This is a genomic window from Paenibacillus sp. FSL R5-0766 (assembly GCF_037971845.1).
Taxonomy (GTDB): Bacteria; Bacillota; Bacilli; order Paenibacillales; family Paenibacillaceae; genus Paenibacillus.
Genome location: NZ_CP150227.1, coordinates 5260884 through 5280193 on the forward strand (window position 1 = coordinate 5260884; position 19310 = coordinate 5280193).

Annotated in this window: 18 protein-coding genes; 6 read left to right on the forward strand and 12 right to left on the reverse strand. The window is 44.9% G+C overall.

Features of this window, described 5'->3' with window-relative positions:
- Positions 1-65 precede the first annotated feature (65 nt).
- Positions 66-638, reverse strand: coding sequence for a hypothetical protein (locus tag MKY66_RS22800; RefSeq protein ID WP_076212303.1), 573 nt, complete (start codon positions 636-638; stop codon positions 66-68).
- Between the two features lie 168 nt (positions 639-806).
- Here MKY66_RS22800 and MKY66_RS22805 point away from each other — a divergent pair, with 168 nt between their 5' ends.
- Positions 807-1472 (forward strand): phosphatase PAP2 family protein, encoded by a 666-nt coding sequence (locus tag MKY66_RS22805; protein ID WP_083657149.1) that lies wholly within the window; start codon positions 807-809, stop codon positions 1470-1472.
- An 88-nt stretch (positions 1473-1560) separates the two neighbouring features.
- Here MKY66_RS22805 and MKY66_RS22810 read toward each other — a convergent pair whose 3' ends face one another.
- The 4 genes from MKY66_RS22810 to MKY66_RS22825 form a co-directional block, all read right to left on the reverse strand.
- Positions 1561-2667 carry a Ger(x)C family spore germination protein gene (locus tag MKY66_RS22810; protein WP_076212305.1) on the reverse strand — a complete coding sequence of 369 codons (1107 nt, stop codon included), beginning with the start codon at positions 2665-2667 and terminating at the stop codon, positions 1561-1563.
- Between the two features lie 6 nt (positions 2668-2673).
- A complete protein-coding gene (locus MKY66_RS22815) occupies positions 2674-4173 on the reverse strand; it encodes a spore germination protein (protein WP_076212307.1) in 1500 nt (499 codons plus the stop codon).
- Positions 4170-5288: a GerAB/ArcD/ProY family transporter gene (locus MKY66_RS22820; RefSeq protein ID WP_143760335.1), complete on the reverse strand. Its 1119-nt coding sequence runs from the start codon at positions 5286-5288 to the stop codon at positions 4170-4172. The genes MKY66_RS22815 and MKY66_RS22820 overlap by 4 nt, the downstream gene beginning before the upstream one ends.
- A 212-nt stretch (positions 5289-5500) precedes the next feature.
- A complete protein-coding gene (locus tag MKY66_RS22825) occupies positions 5501-6934 on the reverse strand; it encodes a glycoside hydrolase family 1 protein (protein WP_076212318.1) in 1434 nt (477 codons plus the stop codon).
- A 332-nt stretch (positions 6935-7266) separates the two neighbouring features.
- Here MKY66_RS22825 and MKY66_RS22830 point away from each other — a divergent pair, with 332 nt between their 5' ends.
- Together MKY66_RS22830 and MKY66_RS22835 are read left to right on the forward strand one after the other, a co-directional pair.
- Positions 7267-8184: a YafY family protein gene (locus MKY66_RS22830; RefSeq protein ID WP_083657151.1), complete on the forward strand. Its 918-nt coding sequence runs from the start codon at positions 7267-7269 to the stop codon at positions 8182-8184.
- Between the two features lie 73 nt (positions 8185-8257).
- Positions 8258-9073: a class I SAM-dependent methyltransferase gene (locus MKY66_RS22835; protein ID WP_076212320.1), complete on the forward strand. Its 816-nt coding sequence runs from the start codon at positions 8258-8260 to the stop codon at positions 9071-9073.
- Positions 9074-9171: 98 nt separating this feature from the next.
- On the opposite strand, the gene MKY66_RS22840 is transcribed toward MKY66_RS22835, so the two are convergent.
- The 3 genes from MKY66_RS22840 to MKY66_RS22850 form a co-directional block, all read right to left on the reverse strand.
- Positions 9172-9966 carry a hypothetical protein gene (locus tag MKY66_RS22840; protein WP_076212321.1) on the reverse strand — a complete coding sequence of 265 codons (795 nt, stop codon included), beginning with the start codon at positions 9964-9966 and terminating at the stop codon, positions 9172-9174.
- A 123-nt stretch (positions 9967-10089) separates the two neighbouring features.
- Entirely contained in the window at positions 10090-10506 is a 417-nt protein-coding gene (locus MKY66_RS22845; protein ID WP_017686889.1) for a hypothetical protein, read from the reverse strand.
- A 531-nt stretch (positions 10507-11037) separates the two neighbouring features.
- A complete protein-coding gene (locus MKY66_RS22850; protein ID WP_076212323.1) occupies positions 11038-11739 on the reverse strand; it encodes a type II CAAX endopeptidase family protein in 702 nt (233 codons plus the stop codon).
- 91 nt (positions 11740-11830) lie between these two features.
- On the opposite strand from MKY66_RS22850, the gene MKY66_RS22855 reads away from it, so the two are divergent.
- Positions 11831-12568 (forward strand): MerR family transcriptional regulator, encoded by a 738-nt coding sequence (locus MKY66_RS22855; protein ID WP_076212324.1) that lies wholly within the window; start codon positions 11831-11833, stop codon positions 12566-12568.
- A 37-nt stretch (positions 12569-12605) separates the two neighbouring features.
- Here the strand turns inward: MKY66_RS22855 and MKY66_RS22860 are convergent, their stop codons facing one another.
- Positions 12606-13886, reverse strand: coding sequence for a transcriptional regulator (locus tag MKY66_RS22860; RefSeq protein WP_076212326.1), 1281 nt, complete (start codon positions 13884-13886; stop codon positions 12606-12608).
- 203 nt (positions 13887-14089) lie between these two features.
- On the opposite strand from MKY66_RS22860, the gene fabV reads away from it, so the two are divergent.
- On the forward strand, positions 14090-15283 hold the full coding sequence (gene fabV / locus MKY66_RS22865; RefSeq protein WP_036617082.1) for an enoyl-ACP reductase FabV: 1194 nt from the start codon (positions 14090-14092) through the stop codon (positions 15281-15283).
- 186 nt (positions 15284-15469) lie between these two features.
- Here the strand turns inward: fabV and MKY66_RS22870 are convergent, their stop codons facing one another.
- From MKY66_RS22870 to MKY66_RS22880, 3 genes are all read right to left on the reverse strand, one after another.
- Positions 15470-16699: a crosslink repair DNA glycosylase YcaQ family protein gene (locus MKY66_RS22870; protein ID WP_076212574.1), complete on the reverse strand. Its 1230-nt coding sequence runs from the start codon at positions 16697-16699 to the stop codon at positions 15470-15472.
- Between the two features lie 67 nt (positions 16700-16766).
- On the reverse strand, positions 16767-16994 hold the full coding sequence (locus tag MKY66_RS22875) for a hypothetical protein (protein WP_076212328.1): 228 nt from the start codon (positions 16992-16994) through the stop codon (positions 16767-16769).
- Between the two features lie 120 nt (positions 16995-17114).
- Positions 17115-17711 carry a restriction endonuclease gene (locus MKY66_RS22880; protein WP_076212330.1) on the reverse strand — a complete coding sequence of 199 codons (597 nt, stop codon included), beginning with the start codon at positions 17709-17711 and terminating at the stop codon, positions 17115-17117.
- Positions 17712-17969: 258 nt separating this feature from the next.
- Between MKY66_RS22880 and MKY66_RS22885 the strand changes: the two genes are divergently transcribed.
- Positions 17970-19241 (forward strand): PQQ-binding-like beta-propeller repeat protein, encoded by a 1272-nt coding sequence (locus tag MKY66_RS22885; protein WP_076212331.1) that lies wholly within the window; start codon positions 17970-17972, stop codon positions 19239-19241.
- Positions 19242-19310 lie beyond the last annotated feature (69 nt).

Here is a 19310-nt window from a genome sequence, read left to right on the forward strand (position 1 = left end):
CCGTATAGAACGTCAATGTTTCTTAACGTTCTGTACGGGGATTGACTTCTTTTTTCGTTGGGCACTCAGATTCTTTTCTTTCGTCTCCAGATCCACACGACTGCCAACGCTGCCAATAAAATGACTCCACCATATAATATGAGTTGGATATATTCACTTCTCCCATCGGTGGTTTCTCCAAAATCTTCTTTACTTACAAGCTTGCCCGCACCCAGCAATTTCAGATCGTCTCCGGCTTGTTCAATTGGAACATTGCGACTGCACAGATTCGTATGAAGCTTATGATCCACTTCATATTGATAAGCATAGATCAGGTAGGACTGATTCTTTTCAAATTGAATGCCACAGGACTCAGAACCACCGTCACTCGCGAGAATTTTCATCTTTTTGGCATTAACCCCCTTCCATGCAGTATCTACATCAAAGGTATACTCTCTTAATAAGCCATCATGCTTCGACTGTTGAGAACGTCCCTTCTTCACCACTTCTCCTGTAAATACAGTTGTGTTTGTCTTCAATCTCTCTTGAACATCACTCTCGACACAACTGCAAGCATACACTTTCTCTCCGGGAAATAGAGCTAACCCAGACGTAACCAACAGTAAGACCAACATGCACATCACCAACCGTCGTTTCATTCCGCCCACTCCCCTATTAGATTCTCTGCTCAAACAACCGTGTTAAGGTTACATATTTTTATTGCTACAATAATTATTGTAAAATTATAGCACAATACCAATATGGCTATGATCGCATTCGCAGACACAACCTACAAAATCAAACATCGCGGAGGAACTGAACATTTGATGCAAAACTGGAAAAGAAACGTCTCATTCCCGTTGCTCGTTGCAGCGTTATGCATGATCGCCTTTATAAGCATCGCCCTGTCCATCAGCGACAACCAGATTCATCGATTTGATGATACCTTAATCGGATGGATTCAGGGGTTGGAATCCCCTGGTATGACACAATTCATGCACCTTTTCACCTGGATCGGCAGCGAAATGCCAGTGGTCTTCATTACCATCATCGCCATGATTGTATTATACATTTTCCTGCGACACAAACGCGAACTGCTCTTCCTGGCTTGTGTGATCGCAGGTTCAACCCTGTTAAATGCATTGCTCAAGCTGGTATTCCAGCGTGCCAGACCTACCATTAACCGGATCATTGAAGTGAGCGGTTATAGCTTCCCCAGTGGGCATTCTATGGCAGCATTTAGCCTGTATGGTGGACTGGCCTTTCTAATCTGGAAACATGTACCCACCGTCACTGGACGTGTACTGATGATTATTGCCAGCGCCGTATTTATACTGACCATTGGGATAAGTCGTATCTACTTGGGGGTACATTATCCAAGTGATATTGTCGGCGGATACTTCTTAAGTGGTTGCTGGCTCTCCACATGCATCTGGTTTTATCGGCGGCATTTGGAACGCATGTCCCAACTGCAAAGCAGAAGGCTTGCCTAGGCGGCCCGCTGTTGTACTACACAAAGAAATACCCGGCTTTCCTTAACTGAAGGATAGCCGGGTATTTCTTTGTGTTAAATGTCCTATCTTATTCTTGAATCCCATCCTGTATGAGGTGCAAATCCACATGTAAGCGAATATCCATGGCAGAATAGTTCTTGTAGAATGTCTGGCTATTCCATTGACGGGTACGGCTTTTCACATAATCTCCGAAGCCTACAGGGTCCACATGTTCGGACTGAAATTTCTGAACAAGTCGATTGATTTTCTCTTCCATATGTTGTTGGATCTCATACTCCAGAGCTTTCATATCGTTGCCCGATAAGAGAAAGTCATTTTGAGAGTCTTTAATGACGGAAGCACTGATCCGAATGCTCGTATCCAAAGTCTTGGACTGTGGATCAGAAGACCGATGCTTTACGGATGAAGACAAAATTTTAAGCAATGCATAGTGAGGTTCTTTCGGAACAGATTGTGTCAAGTTAGGAACATCTGTGACAGGCACCAGAAACTTGCCGTTTTTAGCGTTCTCTGTCAGCAATTTCAAACATAATCCCTCCTCCTCATTGATCTGAAGCGTTGCGAGTTCACCCCTAAATATAACCAACCCATCCAATTCAATTTTCTGTTGTTCATTAAGGGTGAGCCTTGGAAGATAAATATCCTGCCCCTTGCTGAAATACTGGAACAACGTCTGATGCAAGCTTGAATGAGGGAGATTTGCATAATTGGCATTTTGCTCGATTAATTTCATCAGATATAACGGATCTTGAAAAGGCATGGATGCTTTAATAATATCCAGCGCCTTGCCTTCAGCAACCGCAAGCTGCATCCGTCTGGACACCTTTGTATTGTGAGACAGAATATGCAAAATATTACCAATACCATGACGTGCATATATTTCCCCGAGTACCATCACTCTTAACTGGCCGTATTCAATAGGTTCCTTCGACTGCATATTCATCCTTGACACAACGTCAAAGTTATTCGATGAATCGATTTCCATCAATCTAACATCACTTTTGTCTTTGTCGCTATACTCCCCAATCAGCACACTGTTATGGATGTGGTTGTCTTGCAGATCGTATGCGGAAGTCAGAACAAGACTGATCTTGTTAATGATACTGGTATCTTTACAGGAACTGAGAAGAAATATGACCATTAAAATCAACAGGATTCTGCCTATACGGTTCATACCTAATCACTCCTCGTCCAGACGATTTGTTCGATGCATTTTACCTGGCTTATAACGAATGAAAGAGAGTGGCCTCAAATAACTCGGACGGGTAGTCGTCTGTTCATAGGATGCTCGAATCAGGCTGTCTTTGAGATCATTAAACCGCATCGGGAAGAATGGCGACATGTATGGTGAACCTAAGGACTTCAAACGCGACAGATGAACCAGCAGAAAACAAAGTCCAATCGCAATGCCAAAAGCGCCCCAGATTGAAGCTAACAGAATAATCGGAAAGCGTAAAAAACGAATCGCATTCGACATTTTATAGATCGGTGTGACAAACGAAGCAAGCGCAGACAAGGATACAATAATAATCAACACATTACTTGTAAGCGCAGCTTCTACAGCAGCTTGTCCCAGAATAATGCCACCCACTACGCCTAGCGTTTGTCCGATACGATTGGGTAATCTCGCGCCGGCTTCCCGCAAAAATTCAATCGTCGTTTCCAGAAATATTGCTTCAAAAAGAGGCGGAAAAGGTACACTTTGCCTGGTAGAAATCAATTTACCCAAAAGCTCTTTAGGCACAACTTCGTAGTGAAATGTCATTAAGGCAACATATAGCGCCGAGGCGAATAGGGAGAAAATTACCCCAAAGATGCGAATCAGGCGAAAAAAGGAACCCAGCGCCCAAGGCAGATAATAATCCTCCGGAGAGACAAAGAAATCAAACAACGTCGACGGGCCTGTTATAAAAGAGGGAGAGCCATCACTAATCACCGCCACTTGGCCTGTTATGAGTGCATAGATAACTCTGTCCCTGCGTTCCGTTGTGGTAAACAGCGGAAAAGGCGTGAACGAATTATCTGCAATCAATTGATCCAATTGTGAGGTATCAAATACAACATCAAAATCAATAGCCTTCAGTCTCTCTTCCATCCTCGTCACGTTGTCAGGATTGGCGATGCCTTCCACATAGAGAATGGCCACTTTGGACTGGGACAAGGACCCTACCGTTATTTCCTTTACAATCAGATTGGTTGTGCGCAGCTGCATACGAATCAAATGCAGATTAACTGCCAATGATTCCACGAAGCCAACTTTGGGACCTATTACACTGAACTCATTCTCGGTATCATTATTACTTCGGATTCCTTCCTTGCCTGCCATAGGAACGAGAATGGTCTCCTGTTCATGAATATGGCCTCGAATCAGCAGATTGCCCTGAAGAAGAGCTTGCAACACTTCATCACTCTGATCCGAAACTTTCAGTTCCTCCAGAGGGATATGAGTTATCAGATCGTGCAAACTCACTACTGTGTCAATAGCAGTGTGCTCTTGCAACGCATGGATTACAATTTCCAGCAAATGACTGTCTACCAGCGTTTTATAATAGCAAAATTCGAGTGGCAAATTGCCAATGGTTATATCACGGGTCATGAAATCATCGGAACGACCACAGGCTGCAAGCACATCCGTAACGGACTCCAATCTTTGCTCTTGAGTATGGGCAGATAAGTTCATTCTTCATCTCCTTTGTCCGCGCTATTTGTGGTGTCCTTCGTGGGGGAGAACTGACCCTGATTGATTCGGAACAAGGAGAATAGAAAAAGAAGCGGAAGATACATATAGATCAACACTTCTCCAATTCGCATATACACCTCTGTCATCATCTCAATCTGGTTGGTATCTCTAATGATCAAGATTAAAATCACGAAGATTACCACAGCGAACCTCAGACCCAGGGTGGGTCTGATCGACCTCTCTAATTTCAGACAATGACAGGCCGCCCAGAGTCCCAGCGTAATAATCGCTAACATTTTCAATAACCAGAAAGACAAGACCAGATACTCCATGCGTTGGATCAAGGGCATTTCGATAATACTGATCAGATTGAGTGTGGGCCACAGATGCTCTTTCATTTGTCCGTGACTGAAGAACATAAAGGCAAATGTGAAAAAAACCAGGTACACCACTGTGGCGGTAATGACTGCAGCATAAGCCCATTTAATCGAACGTTCGGGTGTTCGGATAAAGGGATAAACGACCAGCAGAATACCGCAGCCGATAAATTCGTGGAGCATATCCCGTGTTGAAAGCCAGATGGAGGAGGCATCATGATCCAAAATCGGCAGCAAATTGCGAGGATGTAAATAGGATGACACTAGAAAAATTTGTGGAAAAACAAGCACGAGAATGAACAGGGTTCCCCAAAGACACATACCTGTTACCGACTGTATCCCGCCAGCCACGCAATAGTAGGCTATTACCAATATTGCCAGACTGATTAACCAGGTATTTTGGGTAGGCAGAACCCATAATTGAACAATATGAACATAGGAAAGGAAGGCCACAGAAGAACCCAGCACAAAGTACAACATAAAAATCCAGTTGATGATGGAGCCTGCGTACCTGCCCCAATAGCGTTGATTGATGTGTACAAGCGTAGCTTGGGTCGGGGATTGGCGCCCCAGCAAAACATACATCATTTTAATAACTCCGGCTACAATAAAAGAGGCAATCACGATGCTGATCCAACCATCGTTCTCTGCCCCGTGAAGCATCTTATATTGAAAATTCATCAAACCAACACTGACCAAACTGACATATAACACAAAAAATATATGAATGGGCGACATATTGTAGCGGTTCCCAGACGCGTCCACAGAAATCTCACCTTTCTAAAATCAGTTATCAACGATTCCACAGTGTCCGTAAAGTAGATTTAAAATATCATAGTTAGGTTAGTCACTTTAGTTCAGTATGTAAATAAATCTGCATTTTATGCACCACAATACAAAAAACCGCCTGTCCCATGCATAGGAACAAGCGGGTATTGATTTATGCCAAATTATAACTCTTCACCATTGGATTCGATAACTTTTTTGTACCAGTGGAAACTCTTCTTCGGTGTTCTGCTCAAGTCTCCGTTACCGTCGTTGTCCTTGTTGACATGAATAAAGCCATAACGCTTCTTCATCTCTCCAGTGGAAGCACTAACCAGGTCGATACATCCCCACATCGTGTAGGCAATGAGATCTACGCCGTCAGCTACCGCTTCTTTCATCTGTTCAATGTGACCTTTCAGATAATCAATGCGATAGTCATCCTGAATGGAGCCATCTTCCTCTACCACATCGATAGCACCCAGACCGTTCTCAACCACCATCAGTGGAATCTGATAACGATCATACAGATGATTCAGCGTGTAACGCAGTCCTTTTGGATCAATCTGCCAACCCCAGTCGGAAGCTTCGAGATATGGATTTTTGATACCGCCCAGCAGATTACCTTCTGCTCTCTCGAGGGACTCGTCCGCACTTTCAACCAAAGACATGTAATAACTGAAGGAATAGAAGTCTACGCAGCCTTCGCGCAGAGCTTGCTCGTCTCCCGGTTGCATCTCAATCTGAATGCCTTGCTCGGCGAAGAAACGTTTGGCGAATCCAGGATATGCTCCACGAACCTGTACATCACCACAGATCATGTTGGACAGCTGATCTTTCTTCTGTGCAAGCAGCATGTCGTCCGGATTACATGTATTGGGGTAGGTTGTCATAAATGCAACCATACAGCCAATTTTGAACTCAGGGTTGATCTCATGTCCCAGTTTGACCGCTTTAGCACTTGCAACAAATTGGTGATGCAGTGCCTGGAAACGAGTCTGTGGATCATCGATACCATCCGTCAATGACTCTTTGCCTTCGAACAAGATACCTGCACCCATATAAGCGCCCATTGGCATCGTCAGGATGTTGATTTCGTTGAACGTCAGCCAGTATTTGACCTGATCCTTATAACGGTTAAAAAGGGTTGTACAATAACGGATATAACAGTCGATGACTTCACGGGAAGCCCAGCCATTATACTTCTGTGTCAGACCAAATGGCGTTTCATAATGGGAGATCGTTACGAGCGGCTCAATATTGTACTTTTTCAACTCCGCAAAAACATTATCGTAGAACTGTAGTCCCTCTTCATTTGGTTCCAGATCGTAACCATTTGGATAGATACGGGACCAGTTGATGGACATGCGGAACATTTTGAAGCCCATCTCTGCCATCATGGCAATATCTTCTTTGTAATGTCCGTAAAAATCAACCGCTTCATGGCTCGGATAATACGCGCCCTCTTCCAGTACAGGCGTAATCCGGCGTGGAATCGTGTGGGTTCCCCCTGTCATCATGTCAGACGTGCTTGGCCCCTTGCCACCCTGGTTCCATCCACCCTCGAATTGATTGGCAGCCGTAGCGCCACCCCAGTAAAATCCTTCTTTCATTGTCATGATCAGTTCCTCCTTCATATTTAACTCATTTCGATATAAAGTGCTTGATATTATGCGAGTAGCCGTTCCGGTCACGAATCGTTCTTCTGATCGCTGTTATCCTCGGATTTCTTTTATTCCCATTTCTAAATGGAAAAATCCCATGATAAATGCGAACACTTCGTTTCTTCAGAATCGATATCGTCCCCTTCACTACTTCGCAATAAATGAAGAACAAATTATAAGACTGAGTCAAAATGTCTTGGTAAGACTTTTACACCAGTGTACCATCCATACCCTGACACCTGTTGTCATGGTATAATCAGAGCATGGAAAATAACCGACTATTTCGAATGTTGCTTTTGTTATTGGAGAAAAAGAAAGCCACTGCACCCGAACTCGCCCGTATGTTCGAGATTTCTGTACGCACGGTGTACCGCGATATCGACCGGTTGAGCGCTGCGGGTATTCCCGTCTATACCACGACCGGCAAACATGGCGGTATCCATCTGATGGACAACTATGTCATGGACAAGTCCCTGTTGTCAGAAGAAGACCAGAATGAAATTTTGATGGGACTATACAGCATCAGTGCGATCCCCCATCTTAACAGTGCCCATATGCTCCAACGGTTAACCGCCCTTTTTGATCACAAGCTGGATTGGATCGAATTCAATTTCTCACCATGGGGCAGCATCCCTCTGCAGGAGAGAGAACTGTTCAATCAGGTGAAGCAGGCTATATTAACGAATCAACTGATTACGTTTCATTATGTTAATTCGGATGGTGAGAAGAGCATTCCGACCGTGGAGCCACAGAAACTTATATTCAAAAACAGTACATGGTACTTCAAAGGCTATATTCATGATGATCCTGAGCGGAAAGAATTCGAGACATTCAAAATGAAACGGATCACCCAATTGACTTTTCTAACGAGAAAACACGATCACTCTGTTACTGCCGGATCAAACGACCCTGAATCAGAAGCAGCTCCTGTCCTGACTCCTCTGACACTCTCGTTCTCCAGCAACATTGCATACCGAGTGTATGATTTTTTCGAACCTTCCCTCATTAAAAAAGAGCCTGATGGCAGGCTCCGTGTGTCTCTCGAACTGAATGTAGGGGAATGGCTGTACTCCTTCCTGCTGTCATTTGGTTCCGAGCTGACCGTAATTGAGCCTGTTCATGTTGGACAGGAGTTGCTCAGACGTCATATCAAAGCCGTTGAACATTTGCAGAACGTCATGAACAAACTTCCCAACCATGAATGATATAATATAGACCTATACAACATTTGATCACAGCTGACTCTCCGTCATCCATCTGACCAAAGGAGGTTTATCCATGCAAGACATTAGACGCAACAATGTGGAACGTTTCAAAGGTTTTGGTACGTTATACGATCAGAACCGACCAGCTGCTCCCACTGAAGTGGTGGATATTCTAACGACATATCTTGGCAGCACACCACGTATGGTCGCAGATATCGGTTGTGGCACCGGCTTATCCTCGTGGATCTGGCTTAATGAAGCTGAACGTATCATCGCCTTTGAACCCAGCGATGACATGAGATCTGTAGCTGAATCCAAGTGGGAATCTGCCGGGAAGCCGGATAACCTGCGGTTTGTGTCCGGCTTGTCTCACGACCTCGGACTACCAGATGGCAGTGTGGATGTGCTGACCTGCTCGCAATCGTTTCACTGGATGGAGCCGCAACCCACACTACGCGAGTTTGCACGTGTACTTCGTACAGGGGGCATATTTGCAGCCTACGATTGCGACTGGCCGCCAATGTTAGACTGGCAGTTAGAACAAGCCTATCTGCAGCTGAATAAGGAAGCAGATCAACGAGCAGCCAGTCTGGCTCCCCAGGATAGTCAGGCACACAAATGGAGCAAGGATGGGCATTTGCAGCAGATTCAGCAGTCTGGGTTGTTCCGATATGTCCGGGAAATCGTATTTCATCACCACGAGACATTCACAGCCGATCGATATGTCAATCTCGCCCTGAGCCAAGGCGGCCTGCAAACGGCGTTGAAGTTCGGAGCGGATGATCTATTAACAGCTGCTGACGAGTTCAGAGCGCTGGCTAATCGTGTATTTGACGGAGAATCCAGAAAAGTACTCTTTTCTTATCGCATGCGCCTTGGTATTGTCTGAAAACCGTCCGTTGCTTGCATCTCTCGTACATACCAAATGAAAAAGGGGGTCCTGCACGTCATAAACATGATCTCTAGGACCCCCTTTTGTCTACATCCTCAGGAAGAGAATAAGTCACTTAATTGTCGCTCCTGTACACTCAATGCCAACACCAATTTTGTTGGATCTTGTCTTGAATAGATGACGTTAATGATATGACCTTGCTGCACCTGCGGCAGCGCAGATGACAAAATTTCTTTTTGCGTTGTCACATTAAAGGTTTTACCGTTCGTTTTCGTTATGCTGAGTTTGAGCTGAAGCTTGATCTTATTACTGCCTCCACTCCCAAGTGGAGTGACATCAAGGATCTTGGCCATCGCTTTTTCCCCTGTTCTTGCAATATCCATCATTTCAGGTGATACCCCTTGCTGTACCATTTTTTCATCCAACAATTGCTGCATATCCTCCTGTGATAATTGCCCCTTCATATCAAGCCCTACCTTGCGCTCATCCTTTACGGAAACAACTAACGGAATGAAACTGCCCGGCTGAAACTGTGCCATGGAGGTCAGTGGAATGACGGCTTTCATCTCCGTATCGTATTTCTCGCGCCCCTTACGCGACACCGTCAGACCCAATCGAACCTCAGGCTGTTCATTAATATACGTCCCCGTCTGTTGTATAGTCTTAATGACCCCCACTGCTGGTAAACCTGTCTTCACTCGACCTACGCCAAAAATATTGCTCAAAATCGCAGGAACAAAGATCAGTGCAAACCCGGCAAAGATCGCCGGAGTATACCACCATACCTGCATAATCATAAACGGATCATTCCACAGCTGTTGTGCCAGAAATGGGGAGAACCCCACTCCGAACACCGTTAATACACCAATGAATCTCAGGAAACCTACCATATGATCCACCCTCTCATAATATTTCTCTTAATATCTCTATCAACACCTGGAATAGTATATCTATCATTCGTTGTTATACGCATTATTCAAATAGAGTATCACTGTCCTATAACCAAATACCTTCTAGATGGACAGTAGCCCCATGTAGATCAGTTCGGACGGATTTGCTGGATTTTGACCTAACCCCACCCGATCGCCTACTCGTGGAATCTGCATTTTGGACACCAGTGTCTCCAATGTTCGCTGATACTGGTTGCCATTCGTTTCTGTCACATCCAACACAAGCACAACAATCGGATCAAAGTTGATCAGTTTGCCTGTATCGGTGATTGTCACCACCGTTGCTGTTGCCGTTAAAGGCAGAGAACCACTCGCCGCCAACTGTGCCTGCTTTGCCGAATCCAGACTTTGGTTGATCGCATCCCGATGTTCCTTTGATACAAAACCTTTCATCATCATGCCCGTGAGTCCTTTATTCATCATTTTATCCGCTTTAGCAATTGCATCTTCCTGTTTGTTCTTTTTACCGAACCATCCCATATCAAACACCTCATTTGTTTTATTTGTTTTTAGAAGTTGTTCAAAAAGTCCACTTTTGATTACGAATCATGCCTAGCGGCATCATCAGCATCGAATATGAAATTCAGCCGAAATGTCCGTTGCTCACGTAGGTCTCCTACGCTCCGCTACTCCATTTCTATCTTCATTCCATCTTCTCGGTACTGAAAACCAGACTTTTTGAACACGTATTTATAGTTAAATTATAAACACCGTGACTTGTCCTTGAATACCCCTCTGGCGGCATACAAAAAAAAACGAAAAATCCGGCAATTGAATTACGGGATAATCGTTTCTTTGGTAAGGAATGATGCTAATTCCGCAAAAAAGATCTGCTAATCCGATCTTCATTTCACGATTGGCGGCCATATTTTGTGCCAAATACGTTGCATTGCACAAAATTACAGCCCAAATATTCATTTTCAAATGTGTACAAACTAGTGATCCTCTCCATATAAGTGACTCCAAAAGACTCATTAGCACTAATTGTGTATCCTTAACTTACTCATCATTCTAACTCATCGCGGTTAACACTACGGCAATCGTATTAAACACACCGTGAACAATCATGCCGGGCACGACCGATCCTGTTCGTTCATAGGTCCATGCAAGTACAACCCCACTAATAAAATTCACGGGCATGGCATTAATCGTGGGATAGTGTGCAAGTGTAAAGATCAGTGCACTAACAACAATCGCCCATTTCATTCTAATACGAGTCCGTAGCCAGCGATATATGAATCCGCGGTAAAATATCTCCTCATAGAATGGTGACACAAATCCAGCCGAAACAATACCAATAACGATAGTAAAAAGAGTGACATCTCGCTGCAGACTCTCTGTTTTGCTGTTTTCTACCGTATTTCCAAGAAAACTCGTGAGATATATTGCTGTCATACTAAAAATGATGAGAAGCAGTAACCAAAGTCCAATTCTCCACCAATCTCTCACAGGAAATCCCTTCACTCCTACATCTCTCCACGACAGCTTTTTGGGTCGTAAAGCAATCAAATACAGTCCCGTTAAAAGTGTAATTGCGATGGTAAGCCCTGTGAGTGTCCCTGAATAAAGCGTATTCTCAAACCACTTCTCATACATGGACTGTATCGCGTATTTGATAACGAACATTACAAATACGAATTCCAGAGTGAGTAATACAATTAACTCACGCCAAGTCCAATGATCCATCTTCTTCCACATTACCGATCTAGTCATCCTTAATCCCTCAATCCTCTGTTATATATTATAATGATATTAGGTGACGTAACGTCACCTGCAAGCATTTTTATGGGAGGGAATAAATAACATGCCCAGATGGACAACAGGACAAGTATCCAAACAGAGGAATATCTCCGTTAGAACACTACGTTATTATGATCAGATCGGTCTACTAACACCGAGTCATAAGGAAGATAACGGTCGCCGTTATTATTCAGAGGAAGATTTATTCACGCTTGAAAAGATTACGTTGCTTAAATCACTATCACTATCGCTTGAAGATATTCAAAATGTAATGAACAAGCTATCTTTTCGTCATATTCTGATCGCACATCATAATCATCTTCAGGAGCAGTTAACTTCAATTCAGGGTAGTATTGTAAATACTACGTCTTTGATCAATATGATAGATCTAGAAGGCATACTTTCCTGGGATCGGGTTTCGCATCTGGTCCATAACGTACAGCCCATTTCTAAACAGTGGATCGATTATTTTGATACTGAAGAAGTTGCCTTTCTACAGAGATCATTACCGAACCTTAGTAATAACGATAAGACTACTCAACAATATGTCTCCTTGATACGCCGGATTGAGTGGTGCATACAGGAATCTGTTCCTCCACAATCCGATGAAGGCTATAACATTGCCTGTGAATTAATGAAGTTATCACACGATACTTTTAATGGTGATGAGAAATTGATGGAAAAGTTTTGGGAAGTGAGGAAACTCCCTGCTGCAGAGTCAGGACTATACCCTGTATCAGACGAAGTCCTGAACTTTGTGGAGCTTAGTACTGCTTACGCTCATGAAACAGAGTCGAAATAATCCATCTTTTCCAAACAGATAATATTATATTTCCACTCTATTTTTTGCGTAACAGATATACCAGCTTCCGATAATACATGGCCGCTTCCTTGTATTTCCGCTGATCCTCGGATACTACGGCCATCCCCTCATATAACGGTTCAAGCCGCATGACATGCTGCGCGGATTCAAAATAAGGCAGACACGCAAGTGCACGCTCCATGAAAACTTCGCGATCTCCATGCGCAAGAGCCAGATGGCTTTGGTAGAAGGTTGCGCTCATCTGCTGGTCCTGTGTTGTGGCACATTTCAAGAGTTGATCTACACTCTGCGCGAGCACGCCCCAGTTCTTCCGTGCCAGAGCCACTTCGCATCGATACACACTGACGAGCGGCTGCATGGCCTGTTGTGTTTCTTCCGTTTCCTGCTGTAATAACGATTCAAATCGTTCAATCTCCACCTGTGCCTGATCCAGTTCACCTGTCATCGTCAGCATGACAATACGATTGTTGGCAATTGCCGTCACCAGATCTCCCTGGTTGCTGGCATACACGAGGTTTGCCTCCGCCATCGTTAATGCCGAGAGTCCCTCCTGAACCAGCCCCATTGCGAAGCAATAGCCACTATATGCCACATATAACCCGGACAACCGATGGAACATCCGTTGATCATATACATGACGCATCGTAAGCTCAAATACCTGTTTTGCCTCTTCATACTGTTTGACCTGAATGTAGGCTTCCATCTTAATATTTTGCACAGACAACCAGAATTCACTGCCTGGAAGCGCCAGCTCACTGAGCCTGGTTGCATGAATTAGTACATCCACAAAGGCCATTTTGGAACGATAATATTGTATTTTATAGAATAAAAGTGCCTTGACTAACGGACGCGGCAGATCAATATCGTCTGGACGACCGTATTTCTCCAGGTAAAAATTAAGGTAGGACGTATGTATATACTCATGAGCCGTTGCATCGTTTAATTGCTGATAATAGACCGCCTTCATCAAGGCCGTTGTCAGCTCAACGGTCAGCATGTCATCCCGATCTGCCAGTGCATGCACCATATCTTCGGATATCGCCGACGCTGGAACAGACATTTGTTCGAAGATGGCCTCTGCCCGTTCGAGTGTTTCCTCGTCCTGAGCCGCAACTTTTAGAATATAAGAAGGGGATACCCCAAGACGCCCGGCGATGGCTTCTGCCAAGTCCTCAGGGAGAGGATAACGATCCGCCAGGATATTGGCAAAGTGGGCCTGCGTGACCAGACCTTCCACAAGGTCTTTACGGGAGATTTGTTTTCTTTTGCTTAGCAGTTCAATGCGTTCCTTCAGCATGGTATCCCTTTCCTTTCTATACTTACAAGCGAATACATTCTATTCACATCATCGCAAAATTAGAGATATCACGCCACCCTTCCAGTGAAATCAAACGAAACGGTTTCCGTTTCCGAGGTAATTGTTTTACAATAAGAAAGTATGTGTAAGAGCATTTTATCGAAATGCTGAAACATGAGCTGAATATGAAAGGATGCCAATAAATGATTATTAAACCAAGAACACGTGGTTTTATTTGTACCACTTCCCATCCTGTAGGTTGCGCTGCGCAAGTGCAGGAACAGATTGATTATGTGAAATCCCAGCCTGAGCTGAAAGGACCGCGTAATGTGCTCGTGATCGGTGCTTCCACCGGATACGGTCTGGCGTCACGCGTCGTTTCTGCTTTTGGAGCTGGAGCGAATACAGTCGGCATTTATCGTCCAAGCAGTTCCACAGAGAAACGTACAGCTTCTGCGGGATGGTACAACTCCGCTGCATTCGAAAAAGCCGCTGAGGAAGCAGGCCTGAAATCGTACAGCGTTACAGGTGATGCATTTGCAAACGAAACACGAGACAAAGCCGTTGAACTGATTCGCAGTGAACTCGGTCAAGTCGATCTGGTTGTATACAGCGTAGCCTCGGCACGCCGTACCGATCCGAACACGGGTGAAGTATTTAACTCTGTGCTGAAGCCTATCGGACAATCCTACACGAACAAAACGGTAAATTTCCACACAGGAGAAATTAGCTCCGTTACCCTTGAACCGGCAAACGAAGAGGAAATTCGTCAGACGGTAACTGTTATGGGCGGAGACGATTGGGAACTATGGATGGATGCCCTGCAACAAGGTGGCGTGCTTGCTGACGATGCAACAACCATCGCTTTCTCTTATATCGGTCCTGAACTTACGCATGCCATTTATCGTGATGGTTCCATCGGTCAAGCCAAGAATCATCTGGAAGCGACCGCACACAAGCTGAATGATCGTTTGAGTGCCAAAGGTGGACGTGCGTACTTAACTGTAGCCAAGGCGCTGGTGACTCAATCCAGTTCGGCAATTCCAGTCGTGCCGCTGTACATCTCAGCATTGTACAAAGTCATGAAAGAAAAAGGCTTGCATGAAGGATGTATCGAGCAATTGCAACGTCTGTTCGCTGATCGCTTGTATGCGGGAGGAGAAGTTCCAACCGATGCCGAAGGCCGTATTCGCATTGACGATTGGGAGATGAGAGCTGACGTTCAGGAAGAAGTGGCGAAGCTCTGGAATGAGTTGACCACAGAGAACATCTACGATCTGTCCGATCTGGAGGGTTACCGTCGCGAATTCTTCCAGCTGTTTGGTTTTGAAACCGATGGTGTGGATTATGAAGCAGATGTTGATCCCAACGTTGAAATGCCTCATCTGGTGAACTAAAGAAGTTTTTGCGTGGACGTGAGCTTAGATTTTCGTTAGAGCTAACTTGCGGATATCATGTTAAAGATCGGATTTTAAAATCAATGAAGGAGGAGCCATCTGGCTCCCCTTTTTTTTGCCCTTTTAAAATCACTCAACAATTCCAATTTTTTTCCTTATCTATACATTCTTTCGTATTTCCCCTAATCAAATCGATTTAAGCTGCTTTTTCAACTCTTTTGGTACCGTCTTCTCGATAGTAATGGAACATGCTCCATGCATGGACGCAAAGAATTGAAGCCCCTCCCGAAAATCCGTAATCCATTCTTCCACAGGTGGAGCACTCTCCTCCATCGATAACAAACGAACGGTAAGTACTCCAGTTTTGCGATCAAGTCGTGGGTCCATACGTCCAATCAACCGATCACCGTGAAGAATAGGCATGGCATAATAACCGTAGGTTCTTTTCACCTCTGGCGTATAAATCTCCCATTTATAATGAAAATCAAATAAATCAACAATACGTTCTCTTCTCCATAACAGGTTGTCCAGCGGCGGCAGGAAACGGACTGGGCCTGACGGATCATAGTGCGGCTCTTCGCTTTCCATGTGCAGCAGCAAATCCTCATCTTCAGCACGAATATAATAAGGCGTCGCCACGTCCTCCACCTTAAGCGGGATCATTCGCCCATCTGACACACGTGCAGCAATATCGGCGCGTCGTTCAGCCGCTGTAGATTTCAGCCAACCCAGACGGGGATCACGGGCATCTACAACACGATACGCATGAATGTATTTATCCAGCAGAGCCTGTCTCTGGGCCAACACATCGATGTCTTCTTTCATCGTAAGTCCCTGTTGCTGCAACTCAGATTCGGTAATATGAAAATAACGTTCATTCCCCTGCCTCGCCACCACACGAATCACAGCGGAGTCCAACAGTAGATTCAGAGCAAGTGTGGTATCCTTTGTCTTTGGCACATCTGCACTGTCCCAATAACCACTTACCCGTTCAACAGCACGGAAGGCTCTGGAAGGTAAAGGACCCTCTTCCTTCAAACGCTGTAACACATGCTGCACTGTTTTCTCCAGACCTTGCAAGGACGGAGCCAGACGCTCCCTTAGTCGGGCACGCACAGGTTCAAAGAGAGCATAGTCCTCGATTGGAATGACACAGGCAGCATTTGCAAAATATTCAAACACCTTGTGATCACTCAGCAACGTATTTAAGCTGTCAGCAGTATAACCAGGGTCACGGGCCCCCAGCACCAAATGCTGGTTTCCAGTTACAGCAGCCACAGGATCGATCTGTACGCAACCAAGGGAACGAATCAAACTCAAAACTTGGTCAGGTCCCGAAGGTAAGGAAACTGCGGGCCAACGTCCCAGTAAAGCTTGCGTTTGCAGCAAAAAACGCCGAACGATTTTTTTATTCATGTGCAGCGCTGTTGTCATATGTATAGGTTCTTCCCTTCATTTAGTGTACAAAATTCTATCATTTTACTTATCCAGCAATCCGTTCCTTATGGACAAAATAAAAAGAAGCACCACCATCCTGGATGATCTGCTTCTTGTGTTTGACCTTTTGCAATTTTTCCTGCTTCGTAGGCATGAGCCGTACATGCTGGGATAACGCAGCATAATCTCCGTTAACTCTTCGGCTCTGTTCCGAGCACCATTGACCTGACCGCTCTGCTTTGCGTAATGCTTTTTGTGTTTGTGTACGTGCCATAATGGATTACACACTCCTTTGGTTGATATACACTCAATATATCATGTGCAGCTACGCAAGTGAAGGTGCTTCCTACTGGAATGGGCATATACATCATTAAAAAGGCTTCCACCCAAGTACTTAGCGGGATTGCCGTTTTCGCCGGGACTGCCACGTCTCGATTGGTTCATGATCATCTTCTTCGATCAGTTCCAATGCTTCTTCCACTCTTCTCGCTTTGAATAACAGGATTAATTCCATCAGGTCTTCCCGGTCCAGCAGCTTCACTCCATTAACCGCTGCAAGCGTCCGACAGGCTTCGGTGTAACGGGCGGACGTTAATACAATCGACCGGTCGGCTTCATAATAACGCATCGATGTATATATCTCCTGCACTGCACTCAATCCTACGGGATGGTTCGCACCATAGCGCTTCGCTTGTATCACACTTCGTCTGCCGAGTCTATCAACAAACACCAGATCTGCCCCAAAATCCCGGCTGCTCGTTGTCTTATGCACCTCATCGTACCCGAGCTCTTCGAATAAATGATAGAGATATAATTCAAATTCCGAACCATCCTCCATCTTGTCGATGTCCTTTATTGTGATCTTACGAGGATTGGCTTCACTTCGGATCCGCTGCCCGCGCCCGATAACCCGCCGAATAATCCAGGCCAGCAGCAACAATAGGATGATACATCCAATGACCCATAGGGTCACATTTTCACTCCAGTTCATAGCTATTCTCCTTGTGTCATTTCCTATGTTTTATCCAACGTACGCAGATACGGCTTGTCACCGCACTAAATATATCAGACTTCTACCTCCATCGAAAGAAGATGAATTCCTTGTAACCCTTATACTTCACGAAACATAGTGAGTTCGATAAACCAATGATAAAAGGTTACAGTGTGTTCGGTTGAATTCAGCTTGACTTTAATGGTAAAATTCAACAATCGGTTCTATTTGAACCGAAGAAGAAAGGTGGTTTATCACTTGCATACATTGACCAAACACAAGTCCAAAACATGGGCTGCCCTCATTCTCAGCGGCATGCTCCTCTTCACCATGAATACAACAGGTTACGCCGCTGCGTCAACCGAATCCATGCCGAAACCTGCGTGGACGTCATCTTCCCTGATGTTATCTGAGGCTAATACAGAGAAAGATGTCATGATCAAGGGAATCCATGCCGTGCCATCCAAAAATCTTGTATATGTACATGCCTCCCAGCCCGTGACCAAAACAAGCAGCAAAACAACACTCGACTGGCAACTGGACTCTCTCCAAGCATTCGATGCTACAACTGGACAATTGAAGTGGAATACGATATTCCATGAGAAAAGTGGTCCTTATACCACCTACTCCGATTCGGTATATGCCAGCAACGGTACGGTTTATGTGTATATGGAATATTCGGACAAAACCAAAAAATTGTACTCATTCAATACATCCGGTAAAACCAACTGGATCAAAACGGTGAATTCACCTACAAGCATATCCCTATTGGATAACGATACGCTGATGGTTGCTTCAAGTCAGGGCGTACAATCGAATGGTTCGGTTCGCTCAGCCATCTCGTTATATGACAAAAAGGGCAAGCTGATTACCGAGAAGACCATTAACGGTAGCGTTCTTAAGGCTGATCATGGTCGAATTGTGGTAGATGCCAGTAAACAAACCAAGGTAGGCAACTTCTGGCAGCAAGCCGCGAATCCCAAAGTGGAGATCTATGATCGTACGTTGAATCGTCTGTCCTTCTACCAATTCCCTGCCAATGCAAATACATTAGGAGATGGCGGCGGTGAATCCCTGGCCATTCTGGACGACGGTTCCATCATTATGCGCGCCAATTTTGAGAACACAGGTAACCGACTGATGGGCTTTGGCGTCGATGGCAAACTTGCTTGGGGACGTGCCATTGCTGGTGATGCCTACATTCAGACGGCTGGAAACGGTTATACAGTCTTTACAGGGCAGAAGCTGGAGCTGTACACGATGAAAGGCAAAGTGACTGAGCGTACATTCAAGGACGCACAGCCTGCACTTATGCGTGTGGACCAGACGCAGGATGGACAGTACCAGCTTGATTTTGCCAAAACAGGATACATTCTTGATCCACAGAAGCTGGAAGACGTGCATATCTACACGACCAGTGCCTCGGTTCCTTCATTAGAAGGTATCTCTACTTATATGGATGATATCATCTATTCCATGAACAATGAGACATTGTCCAAATATGTACTGAAGTCCAATTCTGCAAAATAAATACTCGATCTAATAATAAGCCGGGAGAGTTCCATAAGGAGCTCTCCCGGCTTATTACATTGGCAGAAT

What these genes read in the sequence shown, in the direction of transcription:
- MKY66_RS22800 (WP_076212303.1), bottom strand. Translation starts at nt 638, where the DNA reads ATGAAACGACGGTTGGTGATGTGCATGTTGGTCTTACTGTTGGTTACG.
- MKY66_RS22805 (WP_083657149.1), top strand. Translation starts at nt 807, where the DNA reads ATGCAAAACTGGAAAAGAAACGTCTCATTCCCGTTGCTCGTTGCAGCG.
- MKY66_RS22810 (WP_076212305.1), bottom strand. Translation starts at nt 2,667, where the DNA reads ATGAACCGTATAGGCAGAATCCTGTTGATTTTAATGGTCATATTTCTT.
- MKY66_RS22815 (WP_076212307.1), bottom strand. Translation starts at nt 4,173, where the DNA reads ATGAACTTATCTGCCCATACTCAAGAGCAAAGATTGGAGTCCGTTACG.
- MKY66_RS22820 (WP_143760335.1), bottom strand. Translation starts at nt 5,288, where the DNA reads ATGTCGCCCATTCATATATTTTTTGTGTTATATGTCAGTTTGGTCAGT.
- MKY66_RS22825 (WP_076212318.1), bottom strand. Translation starts at nt 6,934, where the DNA reads ATGACAATGAAAGAAGGATTTTACTGGGGTGGCGCTACGGCTGCCAAT.
- MKY66_RS22830 (WP_083657151.1), top strand. Translation starts at nt 7,267, where the DNA reads ATGTTGCTTTTGTTATTGGAGAAAAAGAAAGCCACTGCACCCGAACTC.
- MKY66_RS22835 (WP_076212320.1), top strand. Translation starts at nt 8,258, where the DNA reads ATGCAAGACATTAGACGCAACAATGTGGAACGTTTCAAAGGTTTTGGT.
- MKY66_RS22840 (WP_076212321.1), bottom strand. Translation starts at nt 9,966, where the DNA reads ATGGTAGGTTTCCTGAGATTCATTGGTGTATTAACGGTGTTCGGAGTG.
- MKY66_RS22845 (WP_017686889.1), bottom strand. Translation starts at nt 10,506, where the DNA reads ATGGGATGGTTCGGTAAAAAGAACAAACAGGAAGATGCAATTGCTAAA.
- MKY66_RS22850 (WP_076212323.1), bottom strand. Translation starts at nt 11,739, where the DNA reads ATGACTAGATCGGTAATGTGGAAGAAGATGGATCATTGGACTTGGCGT.
- MKY66_RS22855 (WP_076212324.1), top strand. Translation starts at nt 11,831, where the DNA reads ATGCCCAGATGGACAACAGGACAAGTATCCAAACAGAGGAATATCTCC.
- MKY66_RS22860 (WP_076212326.1), bottom strand. Translation starts at nt 13,886, where the DNA reads ATGCTGAAGGAACGCATTGAACTGCTAAGCAAAAGAAAACAAATCTCC.
- fabV (WP_036617082.1), top strand. Translation starts at nt 14,090, where the DNA reads ATGATTATTAAACCAAGAACACGTGGTTTTATTTGTACCACTTCCCAT.
- MKY66_RS22870 (WP_076212574.1), bottom strand. Translation starts at nt 16,699, where the DNA reads ATGAATAAAAAAATCGTTCGGCGTTTTTTGCTGCAAACGCAAGCTTTA.
- MKY66_RS22875 (WP_076212328.1), bottom strand. Translation starts at nt 16,994, where the DNA reads ATGGCACGTACACAAACACAAAAAGCATTACGCAAAGCAGAGCGGTCA.
- MKY66_RS22880 (WP_076212330.1), bottom strand. Translation starts at nt 17,711, where the DNA reads ATGAACTGGAGTGAAAATGTGACCCTATGGGTCATTGGATGTATCATC.